The following is a 14,057-nucleotide window of genomic DNA, read 5'->3' on the forward strand; positions in this document are numbered from 1 at the left end:
TAAACATTAAAAGAGGCGCCAACGCCTTTTTTTGGTTTTTACTTTGTGAACCCAGTTCACTTCAATAGTGGTCACTGCTAGCACATCTCGAGACTGCTTTGAGATAAGCTCATAGCTCAAACTCTCATCAGAGCTAAAGTCTAACTCATATTTAAAAGTATCCGCTTTGGCCCAACACTGGAGGATCTTTTTCGACAAACTCTCTCGAATGCAATAGTCACCTTCAGTTGGTGCATTTACCGTTACTTTGACGTCCGCATAGCAAGTCCTCCCCTGGTTCAGGGCAACACACTTGCTCGGTACAGCATGAAGTATTCCCACTGAGTTAGTTTCTTCGGCGTGGAGCTGGTGGCTCAACATGATCCCAAGAAACAACACTATCCATGTGATTAATTTAGAATACATATTTCACCCCAGTAAAGAATACTCTGGCGTGGCGAGAGCGAACTAAGGGGCTATCTAACGTATCTTGAGAACCAACTAACCATGATGCGCCTGCGCTAAACACCCAATCTTCTGCAATTGGATAATTTAGTTGCATTTGTGCGAACGCCGAGGCCGAAGCACCGGGTTTATAGGGAGTCAAATAGTCATTGACTTCATCCTCTGAAACACCATAGAAGTAATTATGGAAATTACTAGAATAATAGTTAGCGCCAAAGTTAAGCCATAAATCCCAGTTCCTTAATTCAAAGTTACGTGTCGCTTCGAGGTGAAAAACCCAACCATTTGTGTCACCAAAAACATCATAAACTATTTCAGCAACGGCAAGAAATTCACCGACATGGCGATAATAGGAAAAGCCTAGAGAGTTATCTTGATCGCGTTTACGAATGCCTCTTAGCTCAGGTACCACATCGTCGGTATCGTAGTAACCACGTTCAGAAAAAGGCAACATATAACTACCATAAATGGCATCAATTCCCCATTCACCATTGTTGATAATTTGGTAACCAACATCCGAGCCACCAAAGAAATCTCCTGAGTGGGTATTCAAGTAAAAACTTTTATATTCTATTTTTGCATCGACTAGAAAAGTACCATGTTTGAATGTCGAGTCCGTGCCAATCAAAGCTGGCATTGTCATATCAACGTAAAAGGCACCAACACTCAGCTGCCAAGCAAACTCGTCATCAAGTTCGTCACTTTGTTCTTCGCAAATTCCATAAAACGGTAACAATAAACTGATTATTATAAGTAGTTTTTTCATAGTTCCATTCGTTTAGCGCAGGTGTGCCTAAATTCTCCCCGAGATCATACCTGACCCATTTGTGACCAACAAGCATCTTCTCTAATTTTTAACCCACACACAATTTAACTTTATTTTAATAAATATTTCACATAAATTATTTTAAATAGCGCACTTTGCTTTAAGCATAAAAATTCGCGTTCACATAAATTAAAATCAATAGAGGCAATTCATGAAAAAATATTTACTCCCTTTGGCGCTGGTAGTCGCAGCAGGTCAAAGCCACGCATTTAGTCAAGAAACACATAAGCGTATCGTAATCGACGCTGTGAACTACATGGCGCAAAACCCGACAACAACACAATATGCAAAGCTACAAGCCTACGCACAAGCTAACGGTATGTCTGTATCTGCGCTTGCCAACTTACTAGGTCAAGCGGCTTATGACGTCGATGATTTTGAAGATACGTTTTTTTGTGGTGCCATCACGGGTGATTGTGTACAGGCCCCTCTTTGGGGTGCTGCTGAAAGCATCGTGAAATACACCAGCTACTGGCACTTCCAAAACCATACTCAAGGAGCTGATACTCACGGCAATGACTTCGGTGGTTATAATTATCAAAAGTTAACCGTGTGGGGCTCTGTTGATACGATGGCGGCGACTTGGCTAAAAGGCGATTATTTAGACGATGGTCATGGCGGCGAAACTGGATGGTTCAGTGCAGATGACACTGAATACGATAGTTATGGGATCACAGAAAAGCACTATCGTATTGATAGTCACTCAACATATAGCATGTATGATGATTTTGAAGAAATGCCTTTTCAACCGATTGACAACTTAGGTCAGTATTGGTACCAAAGTTATGTGCAAAGCGGGAACCCACAAGTACTCGGTTTTGTATTTCACACCACAGATTTACTTCAACCACACCATACTTGGACAACATCAGATCTGAATCATGCTGGCTGGGAGTCTTGGGTGAAAGACTATTATGATCAAGAATCATTAAATGACTTTACTTTGGTCAAGCAAGCAATGAATAGTTTTAGTGCAGTTGATACTAGCTCAACAGACATCCGCCCACTACTAACGCAGGGTGGCGCTTTCTCCTACTCACAAGGTGGTATCGTATTGAACTCTGAGGATCATTACGACCGCGTAAATACAGGAAAACAAGTGATCCCACATGCGATAGCGATGGTTGTCCACTTACTTAATCACGCGATGGACGTGAGATAATGCGATTTGTTTTACTTTTCTTGGTAAGCAGTTTTTGCTTACCAAGCTTTGCCTCACCAAGTATACCTAAAGCCCTGACGCCTTTAGTCCATCAACTCTATCTTGAACAAGGCCGAACGCTATCTAAAAAGCAAACTACGGCGCAGTTACTTGAAAATCAGTTCTTATTATTCCAAGCGAAGCAACTTAACCCAAGTATTTTGGATCGCCAATCTAACGTTGGTTTCAGCACCCAATATCACGTCGATAAGTTTCTCGCAAGCTCACTCTTACATTGGTTCCCGGCACTTTCTCAGCTTGAAAAAAAACACTACCCTTTGGTATTTGATAAGGATCAGATGCTGTCTTTACTAGGACAGTACCCCGCTGATGGGCGATACCCTGCTGAGCAATTACTCAAATGGCAACAGCTGCAACTAACAAAATCAGCGCCACTGACACTTGCCCAAGTATTACATAGCCAATCAATGCAAAACCGCTTTAAACTTCACCAAGGAGAACTCGCGTTACTGCAAGCTATTGTCAATCAACATCTCAATCAACAGGCGCTATTTACCGCCGCAAAACCTTATGTTGCTAAGCAAGGTCTGACAATAGAACAGTTACGACAAGTGGTAACCGCAGAACTATTGAGGCCGAGCATGTTGGCATTTCTTGGTGTTAAGGAAGAGATGCATGGTGCAACGAGCCAGTATGTTGATACCCTAAGAAGTGAAATTCCAGAAAGCGCTATCGCGAAGTATTATGAGCGTCATAAGAAGCGGTTTAAATACATCAAGCAAGTCAGTGCGAGCGCTGCGAAATTTCCCGAACAAAAAGCCGCACAGCAATTTAATGATTATGCAAATGCACACTCATGGCAACAAGCCGTCGCTAAATATACCCCGATATTAATATGGCAGGCCCAACTCACTCCGCTGACGCGCCAAAGCACGCCGAAATGGGAAACACAGCTGGCGTTTAGTAATCAACAAGGCAAGATAACACCTAGTATTCGCACGCCAAGTGGCGAATGGCTAGTATTGTATAGTCAGTCACCGGTATATGATTACTACGATGTGAAAAGTGAAACAGTACGCTACCAAGCACTGCGGGCACTGACCCAAGAGTTTGCTCAGCACAAATTCGAGCAAGATTATATGGCTTGGAAAGCAGCAAACAGCGGAGCAGTAATATGAAGTATTGGCAAGCATTGATTGTCATATTCCTTGGGGCAGTGATCGCTGTATTCACACTGCGTTTTGCCAGCATAGGTTGGCAAAACCCCACATATAATACCCCCTCGCAGACAAAGCCCGAGCAGGAGAAAAGAACTGAAACATTAATCAATACTTATGCTCCTATCAAACCAAATGCAGAGACCTCACCCAAAGCCGTTAAGCCAATCACGGATCCTGAATATCTGCCGCCAATAAGCCAAGCTGAAAAGCAGATAGATGATTTTCAGGGCGATTTGTCGGATACCGAAGCTTACCAAGCGTATTTGGATCAAAAAGACACCAAGCTAAAACAACAGTATATTGCGGCCGTCGATGATAAAGTAGCACAAATAGAAGTACTGCTAGCACGTGGGATTAAAGAGGGATTACCACAACAACAGTTACAAGAGGCAAGAGATAAAATCACGGCACTTAAAGACATGCAAAGTAAACTACGTACTGAATTGAGCGAACGTGATAACAAATAAAGTTAGGCAGTAGCTCCACTCGCCTAACCCCCTGCCAAAAACGAAAACAATTAACGTACCTGAAGCTGAATGTTGCCGCTAGCCACATTAGGGTTTTTCATCACTGCATTGAGGACTACATCTTGTTGTCCTCCGTGATAATAGCTAATAATTTCTTCAAGCACTTTTTTGGGAGTACTTGGATTCATGGCAAGTGCAAGGTGCGTAGCAAAGTCTCGTTTTAGACTCAAATAAGTTAGCGTGTTTGGTGCTGCCGCGGGGTTTTGTGCAACAGCGAGATCTATCACATCACCACTTTCAGGAAGATAAGAAACCAACGCTTCAAGTTGCTGAGCTGAAGTGCGGCTGTCTTTGGCTTGTTTTAACACTACAACATGTTGATTCATATTTAATAAGATATAAATCGCAATGCTGACAACACCTCCCCAAAGCACTAAGTGTGTATATTTGATGCTTAGCACTAAGCCATCGACATGCATGTCATGACGGGCAGCATGCATTTTCAAAAAGAAATAGCTAAAAATGGCACTAAATAGCAAAACCAAAAAGCTATAAATTAGCATCGCGTTTACGCCGGTATCTTGCGAAAAGGGAGAAAATTGCACTTGGTGATGAAATTGGGCAGACATGTGAAACAACAAAGTATAAAATCCACCAGCGATGAGTAACGATAACCCACCTGATTTCAACAACAATATCAGCTTATCTTTTAGTTCCATTCTTCATCTCTACGCAATATTTTTCCTCTACCTTACAAGTAACTCGCTAAAAACACTACTTAGATAAAAACTAAATACAATGATCGAGCCGTTAAACAAAGATGCAATGAGAAAGTGCTGACTCGGATAACGATACCCCGTCACTTTAAATCCAAGCGCAACAACCCCGAGTACAGCAAAGAATGGGGTAAATGTAAAAATAGCTTCTCCCACCACTAATCCAACAATGACGTCATGCAATGCGCCGCTCACGATAAAAGTAAACCAATAGCCAAGTTTTTCCCCCACTTTCGCTGCACATGGACGAAATACGAAACGCGCCAAGTAATAACTCCAGATAGGATTCCAATAAACCCAGAAGCCATCGAAAGACTGAGCGCCGAAAGCGCGCCATAACATGTTTCCTAGTGACTGACTATGACCCAGTGGTACACCATTTCGTCTTTTTACGTATTGTCTTAGTCCTAGTTTCATTTTCTGAGGGATACCAAGTGAGGCATAACTTTACTAATAACAAATGCTTTGTATTTAGGCAAAAAAAAGCCGCCTGACGGCGGCGAGTTGGAAATCAATAAATTAGATTGATATTACTTGCTTTCAAGCAAGTTGCCCGAGCCAATTTCTATTTTTCTTGGCTTCAGTGCTTCTGGGATCTCGCGCTCAAGGTCAATAACCAGTAAGCCGTGCGCTAAGTCTGCGCCTAATACTTTGACATGATCACCAAGTTGGAACTTGCGCTCGAACCCGCGTTCGGCGATCCCTTGATGAATAAATTTACGCTCGTTGGCTTCTTCAGTCGCTTGCTTTTGTCCCTTTACGGTCAACGTATTGTTTTCTGATTCCAGCGTTAGCTCTTGCTCGGTAAACCCTGCAACAGCCATGGTAATTTGATACTTGTCTTTACCTAGCGCTTCAATGTTGTATGGTGGATAGCTAGGTTGTTTATCTGTTCTCGCAGCAGCATCCATCATAGAAGCTAAATGATCAAAACCGATAAATGAACGATATAATGGTGATAAATCTACTGTACGCATAATTTTGTATCCTCTTAAAGCTATACATAGGTGCTCACTCTTCAAAAAGAACCAATAAGCACTTTTAAAACAAATAGTTATTTAATTTATGAGGCCCTATCGGCGTCCTCATAAAGCTATTTATGGTCAGCAGATTTATTTTCAAGTATTTTTTTACTTTGAGCGTTTTATATCGCTATATGGGAATTGAATATCCGTAGAGGTATCGGCATGTAAGAGTGGTACTTAACATTTTGAAAGTTATAACAACTTCCCCTTCATTTCAATTAGCAAGTCGTAGTCAAGAAGCTACGACTTGAGCCTTCTTGCTTTCAATCGTTATCCTTGACAGTTTTCGTAGTTCGTTCTTGGGTCTACAATCGGTGGAATTTCAATATCTGAAGTCTTTTTGCAGTTTTTATCACCGCCACCAACTTTTTTAGTTTCTTTAGCTTTTAATATTCCTTCATCCGATAGATTTTTCAAATTGGATTTTTTTAGTAGTGGTTTCATATTTAACTCCTTTTTAGTGAATACACACCGTACCGATAACAAAAAACAATGTCAATAAAAGGAAATTAAAGTGTCAAAAAAAAGAAATCAACTCCACACACAGCGCTAACTCAAAGCATAATTATCCTCTGAGAAAACTCTATTTAAAATCAGTGTGTATATCTTCTCTATCTTATATAGGTCATTGAGGGATACATGTTCATTCACTTGATGAATTGAATCATTCTTTACCCCACATTCGATCACTTGCGTTTTTCCGGTCGCAAAGAAGCGACCATCGGAGGTGCCGCCGGCAGTACTTAAACTCGGATATTGCCCCGTTGTTTCCTGGATTGCTTGTTCTACCAGCGTTAAAAAACAGTTTTCTTGCTTCGCGCCGGTATAAAACGACTCACAAGGCCGCTCCCAACTGATCGCTAACATGACACCGGATTTAGCCAGCGACTCTTGAATATAGTGCACAACTTCTTGGCTCTTATAGGCATGGCTGTAACGAATATTAAAGGTGATTTCACACTCTGCTGGCACTAAATTATCTACAATATTTGGTACTGTGATCCCAGTGACTTGTAGCGTAGTTTGCGATCCCGCTTCGTCTTTCCACCAAGGTAAAAGCGCGAGCTGGCTAACCAACTGGCCTGCGATGTGAGCAGCATTAATCGTTTGTTCTGGATAAGCCACATGCCCCGCTCTTCCTTTAACCTGAATACGCCCAGAAATCGCCCCACGACGACCATTTTTAACCGTATCTCCCACCACTTGGTGTGAAGTCGGTTCACCAACCAAACAAGCGTCTAGCTCGATGCCATTTTCAGCTAATCGCTCTGCAATCAATTTAGAACCAAACTCCGCCTCACCTTCCTCATCAGAAGTGAGCAACCAGTAAAAGCTTCCTCGTAATTTTTCACGATGCTGTAGTAATGTTTTGGTTGCAGCAAGCATTGCCGCAACGCCACCTTTCATATCCGCAGCACCACGTCCATACATCACGCCATCAATAATCTGCGCACTAAATGGTGGCACAATCCAGCCTTTATTATTTGCAGGCACGACATCCACATGACCAGAAAAAGCAAAAGTTGGTCCTTGAGAGAAGCGATAACTTGCAATTAAGTTTTTTACTCCCTGCACCTCAAACTGCTCAATAGTAAAGCCCAGCGCGGCGAGTTGCTCTGACATGAATGCGATAGTGCCTGCATCACAAGGCGTAACCGAAGGCGCTTGGATCAAACGCGTTAATATCTCTGTCGCGTATGAAGTACTGAGGTTTTGATACTGTGTTGCTAGTGACATAACTAAGAATGATTTGTAGGTGAAATCTAACAATTATTTAAAGATGTAACTTTGACCACAGCATTGCAGTTTTAATGCAAATTAATGACATCGAGAAAACTTAATCTAAATCAAACTTTCAAAAATTTCTGAAATCTTACAATTTAAAAATTGATCTAGAACAGTTTTTCATTTTTTGAACCCTTTTAAGATGGCTTCATTGAAAACACACACTGTTTCACAGTTTAAAAATGTCCTCACATAGGGTTAGGAGAAGAAAATGAAAACTTTAAGCGCTGCACTTTTATCTACTCTGCTAGTTGCTGCTCCCTTCGCACACGCAAATTTCAGTGTTAATGTTGGTGCTATTAACGTAAACCCTGACAATTCGGCTTCTGCAATTGATCAAGATAACTCTCTTGGTCTAGTTGCTGACTCAAATACTCAGCTAGGTATCACGCTTGACTACCACTACAGCGATAACATCGTATTTGAACTGGTTGCGGCAACACCATTTTCTCACACAGTTGACGGTGCTGGTGGTTTAGCAGGGGCTGAAATCGCTGACATTAAACACTTGCCACCAACATTACTTGCACAGTATCACTTCTTTGATGCAAGCGCTAAGTTTCGTCCATTTATCGGTGCAGGTCTGAACTACACAGTATTCTTCGATGAAGAGCCAAGTGCAGCACTGAAAGCAACACTAAAAACTAACGACGTAGAAGTTGATTTGGATAGCTCTTTTGGTATTGCATTACAAATTGGTTTTAACTACGACTTAAATGAAAAGTGGGGTCTGCATGGCATGATCTCTAAAATGGACATTAATACCGATGCAACTGTTTACGCTAACGGCGTAAAGGCACTAACATCTGACGTAGAGCTAGACCCTGTTGTAGCCATGTTCGGTGTGAAATATAAGTTCTAATGCCTAAACCGTATAGAACACAGAATTACTGTTACTTTCTCAATCCCCAAGGCCACTGATGTGGCCTTTATAGTTTATAGATTACTGTTTTTCTTTGCCTCTAACATGGCTTTCCAATGCATAATCTCAGGAGATAAAATAGGTACCTCACCGTCAAACCCAGCCACTTCTAGCATTTCTTCGACCGCAACTACACCGCTCTTACGTTTGAATACCCCACGCACATATGCAATCGCGTGCAGTCCACGCTTAGAATGAAAGCGCTGTTCAATGTAAAAGTATTTGTGATCCCAGCCCACCACCTTAGTGGTAATGGTAAATTTTTGCAGCGGCTTGATATCGCGAATATAAGTAATCGCCGTTGCGTTCACAATTGGAAACCAGCGGCGTTTCATCACAGCTGCAAATAGCCCAACTCGCTCTGTCATCCAAGTGCGTGCTAAGTCCATAAATGCGAGGTATCGTGAATTGGTCAAGTGCATATTGATATCGCAATCGCTTGGCAGGGCGCGGTACTCAATATCTATCGGAGACAAAATGGAATCTGCTGTTTGTTTATTCTGTCTTATTCTCCAAAACAGCAGCAGTAAACGAAAATATAAATTCATAACAATGGTCTTACCAGTTAATAATTTTTCGATTCTAGCATAGCAATTCATATTCTAAAGTGATTATTTTGCTACGCTTGCGTCTATAACCGATACATTACTTCGACCCTTGGTTGCGGTAATGCTGTCGGTAAACTAGATTAATAACCTGAGCTTCAAAAAATGAACGCCTTTCTAGCATGACCAGAAAGGCCCATAAAATGAGCTTAAAAACAATGAGTTCGGTTGTTACATACGCGAGCCTCAAATTAAGTAAAATAGCTGAAGTGAAGTCAATGAAAAAATTATCCCTTGTTACCTGTTCCACCTTATTTGCCTTTTCCAGTATGTGTTACGCAGACTTTGACTATAAAGGAGAAGGCGCGCTAACCTACCCAACCGGTGTAGAGAAAGCGTTTGAGTTTGGTTTTGCTTGGAACAAACAGACTGAACAGTTTCGCATCGGTGCAAATCATTATGACATGTCTGAACTGCCAGAGTCTTACTCAGTTGCCATTACACTGAGTAAAGACGATACCCGCGTGTGGATCCAAGAATTCAATCAAGGTTTTATTTCTGAATTCAAGTGGCAAATTGCAGATCATCACATCTCTCTTGTGAAAAAAGAGTTTAGCGACTCTGTAAAGGGTAATTACGTCTTAACGGTAAATGGGATAGATTACTTCTTTGCGCGAGATAACGTGAGTATCACAGTTTCTTTTGAAGAAGATGGCATCAAGAATATTAAGGTAGATGGCGTGACAAAAGACATGGGCACTAAATCATAAAGGCCACATTACGTGGCCTTTAGATCATACTTTGACTGTTTTTCTATTTATCCCATACTCACGCAGCTTGTTGGCTACGGCTGTGTGGCTTAATCCCAAACGTTTAGCCAATTGCCTTGAACTCGGATAAGCGGGGTAAAGCTTGCGCAACAAGGTTGCTTCAAATCGCTTCACCGCTTGGTCCAACGTCCCTTCAAAATCAGACTCCAAATAACCTAAGTCATGGGTAAAGGTCGGTAAGTTTAGATGCTCAGTACGAAGTTCTTTATCATCAAGCAACGAAACCGCACGATAAATGGCGTTTTCTAGCTGCCTCACATTACCAGGCCAAGGATAACTCTCTAAAAACTCAATACATTCTCTAGCAAGTGTTGGCGCTGGATGACCATTTTGTTGGGCATATTTTTGTACAAAATGTTCAGCCAAAGGCCCGATATCTGCTTTTCTATCTCTCAGTGGAGAAATTTCAAGCGTTAGTACGTTAATGCGATAGTAAAGGTCTTCTCTAAATACGCCCTCTTGAACCATGGCAGGCAAGTCTTTTTGCGTTGCAGCTATGATGCGAACATTAACCTTAACTTCATTCTCGTCACCGACTTTTCGGAACGTGCCGTCTTGTAAGAAACGCAGTAACTTAGTTTGTAACTGGGTTGACATTTCACCCACTTCGTCAAGGAATACAGTGCCACCATCAGCCTGTTCTAATACACCACGTTTTGGCGCTGCATTTTCTTCATAGCCTGCATAACCAAAAAGCTCAGACTCGGCAACGTCATCTGGCAGCGAAGCACAAGAAAGCGCAATAAACGGCTTTAACGAACGGTTAGACGCATAATGACATGCTCTAGCCAATAGCTCCTTACCCGTACCAGTTTCACCTGTGATCAGAATTGGCGCTTCTAGCTGTGCCATTTTTCTGGCTTCACGCACGACTCTACGCATGGCTGTGCTGTGGTTATGAATCGTCGCAAAACTTTCTTGGCCATAACGACGAAACGCACTGACTTGTTGTCCTAATCGCGACTGCGATTTAATGTTAATCACCGCACCGGCTAATACATCGCCTTCGACCCCTTGGGGCACCGAAATTGGCAAGATATCTGCAATAAAATCTTCCCCGCCCACTTCTACACGGGTTGTCTGGCCTAACACCTCTTTACCTTCTAACCAACGGGTAAAGTTAAACCCTTTCAAAAGGTTGTTAATGTTGGCACCGATCACTTCCTTTTCAACCATGTTAAGGTCGCGACAAGCTGCGTCATTGCAATGACGTACCCAGCCTTTAGCGTCGATAGAAATTACACCATCAGGTAATGCACTGAGCAAGGTATTCAGCTCATTATGCTCACGTTCTGACGGTAAAAACGCTGTAGTACGAACATCTTCAACACCATCGATTAAGCGGATCTCAGGCATAATCTTCTGAAACTGTTCAAATTCGATGGGTGGAAAGCTCACGTACATTCGACAATTTACTGAATCGACTTCTATACCTTTCAAATCGACACGGTAACTCACCAAGATATTGAGAATTTCTTGGGCAATACCAATACGGTCAGCGCAATGTATCTCTAGACGCATTTGTTCCTCAAAGCGGGTTTTCACAATTGACGAGATCATACTCTAAGAATAGCTGGCCGACTAGAAAAACGTAAAGAATATTGAACAGAATTTTAGCTATCCTCGCAAATTCTTGTCCTATACTAATGAAGAACTGAAAAAAGTTGTTTTTTAAGGCATTTTTAAGCACTTGTTAAGTTTTTGATTTAGAAACTTACATTCCATTTCTAAGGATTGCAACGCATAAAGAGTTACAGATATAATACTAAAGAATTAAATAATGTATCTTTTTTGAAAGCAGGCTAGCCACAATGAAAAAAATCTTAAATGTAGTATTACTATTTGCGCTTACGGCCTGCTCAGTAGAGGACCCAAATGAAACAGGTCCTTCACAAATCGATAAGGATGAAGATAAAAGCCAACAAGATAGGGATAACCAGACGCCCAATTTAAGCGTGTTGCTGCAAAGCACAGCAGCGACGCCCATTGCCAATGCAAGTCTCACGATAAATGATCAGTTATTTACCTCAAATAGCGATGGTATCTTTGACCTGTCGGCTCTAACATACGGTGCTTATGTTGCGGAAATATCTCACCCCGATTATTTACCCTTAGTTTTTACCTTAGCGAATCAAAATAACAATGAACAGCAGCTCACGCTTGAACTAAAAGCTAAGTCTAGCACGCTAAAAACCTTACTTTTTGCGGGTGATACCATGTTTGGGCGTCGTTATTTCAACCCTGACCTCATTACCATGGGGAATTCATTGCCCAGCACCCCTGACGGACTTATCCAGCCCCAAAGCGCAGGACCTGATGCCCAAGCGCTGGTGCAGTTTATGCACCCTTTATTTAAACATGTCGATTTTGCTTCGGTTAACTTGGAGTCTCCAATCCTAAAAAACCCAACCACGGTCCATCCAAGTAAAGAGTTTGCATTTTTTAGTCTGCCAGAGTCATTAGTTGCCCTCAATGATTTGGGTATTGACTATGTCGCACTTGGCAATAACCACGTTTATGACTATCGAGCATCTGGACTGAACGATACCTTGAAGTACGTCGAGCAAGCCGGACTCAAACACAGTGGCGCAGGCACAAGCGCGGCAGAGGCATTTAAGCCCTATAGTCTAAGCCTTGGTGAAGCAACCATAGACTTTGTTTCCGCGACTTCTATTACAGGCGATCAACATACCGTCACTTATGTGGCATCAGACGCTAAAGGGGGAGCTGCCGATCTAACAGATACCAATGGTATGAAAGAAACAGTGGTGCAAGCCAGTAACAACGGCCGCTTTGTTGTGGCTCAGCTTCACGGCGGGGGTGAGGATTTATACGCACCAACTTCACGGCGGTGATGAGTATTCATACGCACCAACGGCGTATATTTCAAACCGATTTGATTTACTTTCCAAAAATGGCGCTAACTTGATGATTGCCCATCACCCTCACGTTGCGCAAGGGTTTGACTTATACAATGGCGTACCAAGCATACTTGGGCTAGGCAACTTTGTGTTTGAGCAAAATCGTCTTGAAACCTTTTTAGGACTGATAGCTGTGGTAGAGTTAGAAACTGCAGGCACACCTAAAATCAGTGCACTAAAAGCCTATCCCGTTTATCTAGAAGACTATATTCCTAAGTTTGTAAGTGGCGACCTTGCCAATGCCCTACTAAAACGTATCGCTGAATTTTCTTCACCCGAAGTCGGTATCTCATTGCGCTCGGGATTTGCAGAAGTCACCTTCGATAAACCGGTTCAAGCAAAAGCAACCGAGCAACAAGTTATTACCTTAGAAGCCGGTGAGCATATTGTCGATTTACGCCAATATTCAAGCAGTGCTGAGTTCCTTAGTAAACTCACAGCTAGTGATGCTCAAGCAGAGATTGTACTTGGACGGGACTTATTGTTCTTTGGGGATTTTGAAGACTGGGACAGCGATAACGAAAAAGGGGAAGTCTCTCGTTGGTTAATTGAGGCCGACGATATCGCGCCGTGTTTAGTCGGCAAATATCGTGGCGTACAAGGGCTTTGTTTACAACGAACGCAATTTAACGAAACACCAACGCGTGTGCCGTTCAAACACACAATTCGTACCATGCCTATTACACCAGCGCCGAGCACAGCACAGGCTTACCATGAGCTCTCGCTCTTTGGTTATGCCAAAGGAGAGAACGCTGGTGAGTTTAAGGCTGATATTCGTATCTTAACATCAGAAGATAGCCTTATCTTTTCTGAGTCAACGCCCCAATTAAAGCCAGCGGGGAGCTATGAGTGGCAAACGTTTAGACAAGATATTACCTTACCTGACGATTCCGTCGTGCTTGGTGATGAAGGGCTGCCTGCTCGTGGAGTCCAGTTTGGCCTCTCCATGGCGCCACCACGTAGTGGTGAAAGTGCCTTATTTTTAGATGATATTGCGATGATCTCGTGGCAGCGCCCTGTGCAGCTTCAAAACGGTCAGTGGCAAAGCGCACAAATCCATGGCCAAGAATTTATTAAAGTAAAAGTAGCGAAGACAACTGAGCTGACTCTCACTTTTAGCCAACAATAAGAGAG

Annotated in this window: 16 protein-coding genes; 7 read left to right on the plus strand and 9 right to left on the minus strand. The window is 42.4% G+C overall.

Features of this window, described 5'->3' with window-relative positions:
• Nucleotides 1-6: 6 nt before the first annotated feature.
• Nucleotides 7-405 carry a DUF3019 domain-containing protein gene (locus A587_RS0111970; protein WP_010370801.1) on the minus strand — a complete coding sequence of 133 codons (399 nt, stop codon included), beginning with the start codon at nucleotides 403-405 and terminating at the stop codon, nucleotides 7-9.
• Nucleotides 395-1,210, minus strand: coding sequence for a MipA/OmpV family protein (locus tag A587_RS0111975; RefSeq protein WP_017217793.1), 816 nt, complete (start codon nucleotides 1,208-1,210; stop codon nucleotides 395-397). Before A587_RS0111975 ends, A587_RS0111970 begins: the two co-directional genes overlap by 11 nt.
• 211 nt (nucleotides 1,211-1,421) lie before the next feature.
• On the opposite strand from A587_RS0111975, the gene A587_RS0111980 reads away from it, so the two are divergent.
• The 3 genes from A587_RS0111980 to A587_RS0111990 are packed head-to-tail and all read left to right on the plus strand — an operon-like array spanning nucleotide 1,422 to nucleotide 4,119.
• Nucleotides 1,422-2,432, plus strand: coding sequence for a phospholipase (locus A587_RS0111980; RefSeq protein WP_017217794.1), 1,011 nt, complete (start codon nucleotides 1,422-1,424; stop codon nucleotides 2,430-2,432).
• Entirely contained in the window at nucleotides 2,432-3,610 is a 1,179-nt protein-coding gene (locus A587_RS0111985; RefSeq protein WP_017217795.1) for a peptidyl-prolyl cis-trans isomerase, read from the plus strand. Before A587_RS0111980 ends, A587_RS0111985 begins: the two co-directional genes overlap by 1 nt.
• Nucleotides 3,607-4,119: a hypothetical protein gene (locus tag A587_RS0111990; RefSeq protein WP_017217796.1), complete on the plus strand. Its 513-nt coding sequence runs from the start codon at nucleotides 3,607-3,609 to the stop codon at nucleotides 4,117-4,119. Before A587_RS0111985 ends, A587_RS0111990 begins: the two co-directional genes overlap by 4 nt.
• Before the next feature lie 50 nt (nucleotides 4,120-4,169).
• Here the strand turns inward: A587_RS0111990 and A587_RS0111995 are convergent, their stop codons facing one another.
• The 5 genes from A587_RS0111995 to dapE form a co-directional block, all read right to left on the minus strand.
• Nucleotides 4,170-4,838, minus strand: a complete 669-nt coding sequence (locus A587_RS0111995) for a hypothetical protein (RefSeq protein ID WP_017217797.1) — start codon at nucleotides 4,836-4,838, stop codon at nucleotides 4,170-4,172.
• A 27-nt stretch (nucleotides 4,839-4,865) separates the two neighbouring features.
• Entirely contained in the window at nucleotides 4,866-5,312 is a 447-nt protein-coding gene (locus tag A587_RS0112000; RefSeq protein WP_232288060.1) for an acyltransferase, read from the minus strand.
• Between the two features lie 113 nt (nucleotides 5,313-5,425).
• Nucleotides 5,426-5,872: an Hsp20 family protein gene (locus A587_RS0112005; RefSeq protein ID WP_010607857.1), complete on the minus strand. Its 447-nt coding sequence runs from the start codon at nucleotides 5,870-5,872 to the stop codon at nucleotides 5,426-5,428.
• 318 nt (nucleotides 5,873-6,190) lie between these two features.
• The gene (locus A587_RS25020) at nucleotides 6,191-6,364 is read right to left on the minus strand and encodes a hypothetical protein (RefSeq protein WP_017217799.1); all 174 of its coding nucleotides are present in this window, start codon (nucleotides 6,362-6,364) and stop codon (nucleotides 6,191-6,193) included.
• Between the two features lie 105 nt (nucleotides 6,365-6,469).
• A complete protein-coding gene (gene dapE / locus A587_RS0112015; protein WP_017217800.1) occupies nucleotides 6,470-7,657 on the minus strand; it encodes a succinyl-diaminopimelate desuccinylase in 1,188 nt (395 codons plus the stop codon).
• A 259-nt stretch (nucleotides 7,658-7,916) separates the two neighbouring features.
• On the opposite strand from dapE, the gene A587_RS0112020 reads away from it, so the two are divergent.
• A complete protein-coding gene (locus A587_RS0112020) occupies nucleotides 7,917-8,567 on the plus strand; it encodes an OmpW/AlkL family protein (protein ID WP_010370776.1) in 651 nt (216 codons plus the stop codon).
• 74 nt (nucleotides 8,568-8,641) lie between these two features.
• Here A587_RS0112020 and A587_RS0112025 read toward each other — a convergent pair whose 3' ends face one another.
• Nucleotides 8,642-9,175, minus strand: coding sequence for an acyl-CoA thioesterase (locus A587_RS0112025; protein WP_026000977.1), 534 nt, complete (start codon nucleotides 9,173-9,175; stop codon nucleotides 8,642-8,644).
• Nucleotides 9,176-9,375: 200 nt separating this feature from the next.
• Here A587_RS0112025 and A587_RS0112030 point away from each other — a divergent pair, with 200 nt between their 5' ends.
• A complete protein-coding gene (locus tag A587_RS0112030; RefSeq protein ID WP_010370769.1) occupies nucleotides 9,376-9,942 on the plus strand; it encodes a hypothetical protein in 567 nt (188 codons plus the stop codon).
• A gap of 24 nt (nucleotides 9,943-9,966) precedes the next feature.
• On the opposite strand, the gene tyrR is transcribed toward A587_RS0112030, so the two are convergent.
• The gene (tyrR, locus tag A587_RS0112035; RefSeq protein ID WP_017217802.1) at nucleotides 9,967-11,523 is read right to left on the minus strand and encodes a transcriptional regulator TyrR; all 1,557 of its coding nucleotides are present in this window, start codon (nucleotides 11,521-11,523) and stop codon (nucleotides 9,967-9,969) included.
• Nucleotides 11,524-11,813: 290 nt separating this feature from the next.
• On the opposite strand from tyrR, the gene A587_RS25360 reads away from it, so the two are divergent.
• Nucleotides 11,814-12,857, plus strand: coding sequence for a CapA family protein (locus A587_RS25360; RefSeq protein ID WP_020477406.1), 1,044 nt, complete (start codon nucleotides 11,814-11,816; stop codon nucleotides 12,855-12,857).
• The gene (locus A587_RS24030) at nucleotides 12,823-14,052 is read left to right on the plus strand and encodes a CapA family protein (RefSeq protein WP_269744823.1); all 1,230 of its coding nucleotides are present in this window, start codon (nucleotides 12,823-12,825) and stop codon (nucleotides 14,050-14,052) included. Before A587_RS25360 ends, A587_RS24030 begins: the two co-directional genes overlap by 35 nt.
• The last annotated feature ends 5 nt before the right edge of the window (nucleotides 14,053-14,057 follow it).

Origin of the sequence: Pseudoalteromonas sp. NJ631 (assembly GCF_000276645.1) — a bacterium.
GTDB classification, from domain to species: domain Bacteria; phylum Pseudomonadota; class Gammaproteobacteria; order Enterobacterales; family Alteromonadaceae; genus Pseudoalteromonas; species Pseudoalteromonas piscicida.

Coding starts and splice junctions, on each gene's coding strand:
- A587_RS25360 (WP_020477406.1), top strand. CDS start 11,814: ATGAAAAAAATCTTAAATGTAGTATTACTATTTGCGCTTACGGCCTGC.
- tyrR (WP_017217802.1), bottom strand. CDS start 11,523: ATGCGTCTAGAGATACATTGCGCTGACCGTATTGGTATTGCCCAAGAA.
- A587_RS0111970 (WP_010370801.1), bottom strand. CDS start 405: ATGTATTCTAAATTAATCACATGGATAGTGTTGTTTCTTGGGATCATG.
- A587_RS25020 (WP_017217799.1), bottom strand. CDS start 6,364: ATGAAACCACTACTAAAAAAATCCAATTTGAAAAATCTATCGGATGAA.
- A587_RS0112030 (WP_010370769.1), top strand. CDS start 9,376: ATGAGCTTAAAAACAATGAGTTCGGTTGTTACATACGCGAGCCTCAAA.
- A587_RS0111990 (WP_017217796.1), top strand. CDS start 3,607: ATGAAGTATTGGCAAGCATTGATTGTCATATTCCTTGGGGCAGTGATC.
- A587_RS0111985 (WP_017217795.1), top strand. CDS start 2,432: ATGCGATTTGTTTTACTTTTCTTGGTAAGCAGTTTTTGCTTACCAAGC.
- A587_RS0111980 (WP_017217794.1), top strand. CDS start 1,422: ATGAAAAAATATTTACTCCCTTTGGCGCTGGTAGTCGCAGCAGGTCAA.
- A587_RS0112000 (WP_232288060.1), bottom strand. CDS start 5,312: ATGAAACTAGGACTAAGACAATACGTAAAAAGACGAAATGGTGTACCA.
- A587_RS0112025 (WP_026000977.1), bottom strand. CDS start 9,175: ATGAATTTATATTTTCGTTTACTGCTGCTGTTTTGGAGAATAAGACAG.
- A587_RS0112020 (WP_010370776.1), top strand. CDS start 7,917: ATGAAAACTTTAAGCGCTGCACTTTTATCTACTCTGCTAGTTGCTGCT.
- A587_RS0111995 (WP_017217797.1), bottom strand. CDS start 4,838: ATGGAACTAAAAGATAAGCTGATATTGTTGTTGAAATCAGGTGGGTTA.
- A587_RS0112005 (WP_010607857.1), bottom strand. CDS start 5,872: ATGCGTACAGTAGATTTATCACCATTATATCGTTCATTTATCGGTTTT.
- dapE (WP_017217800.1), bottom strand. CDS start 7,657: ATGTCACTAGCAACACAGTATCAAAACCTCAGTACTTCATACGCGACA.
- A587_RS0111975 (WP_017217793.1), bottom strand. CDS start 1,210: ATGAAAAAACTACTTATAATAATCAGTTTATTGTTACCGTTTTATGGA.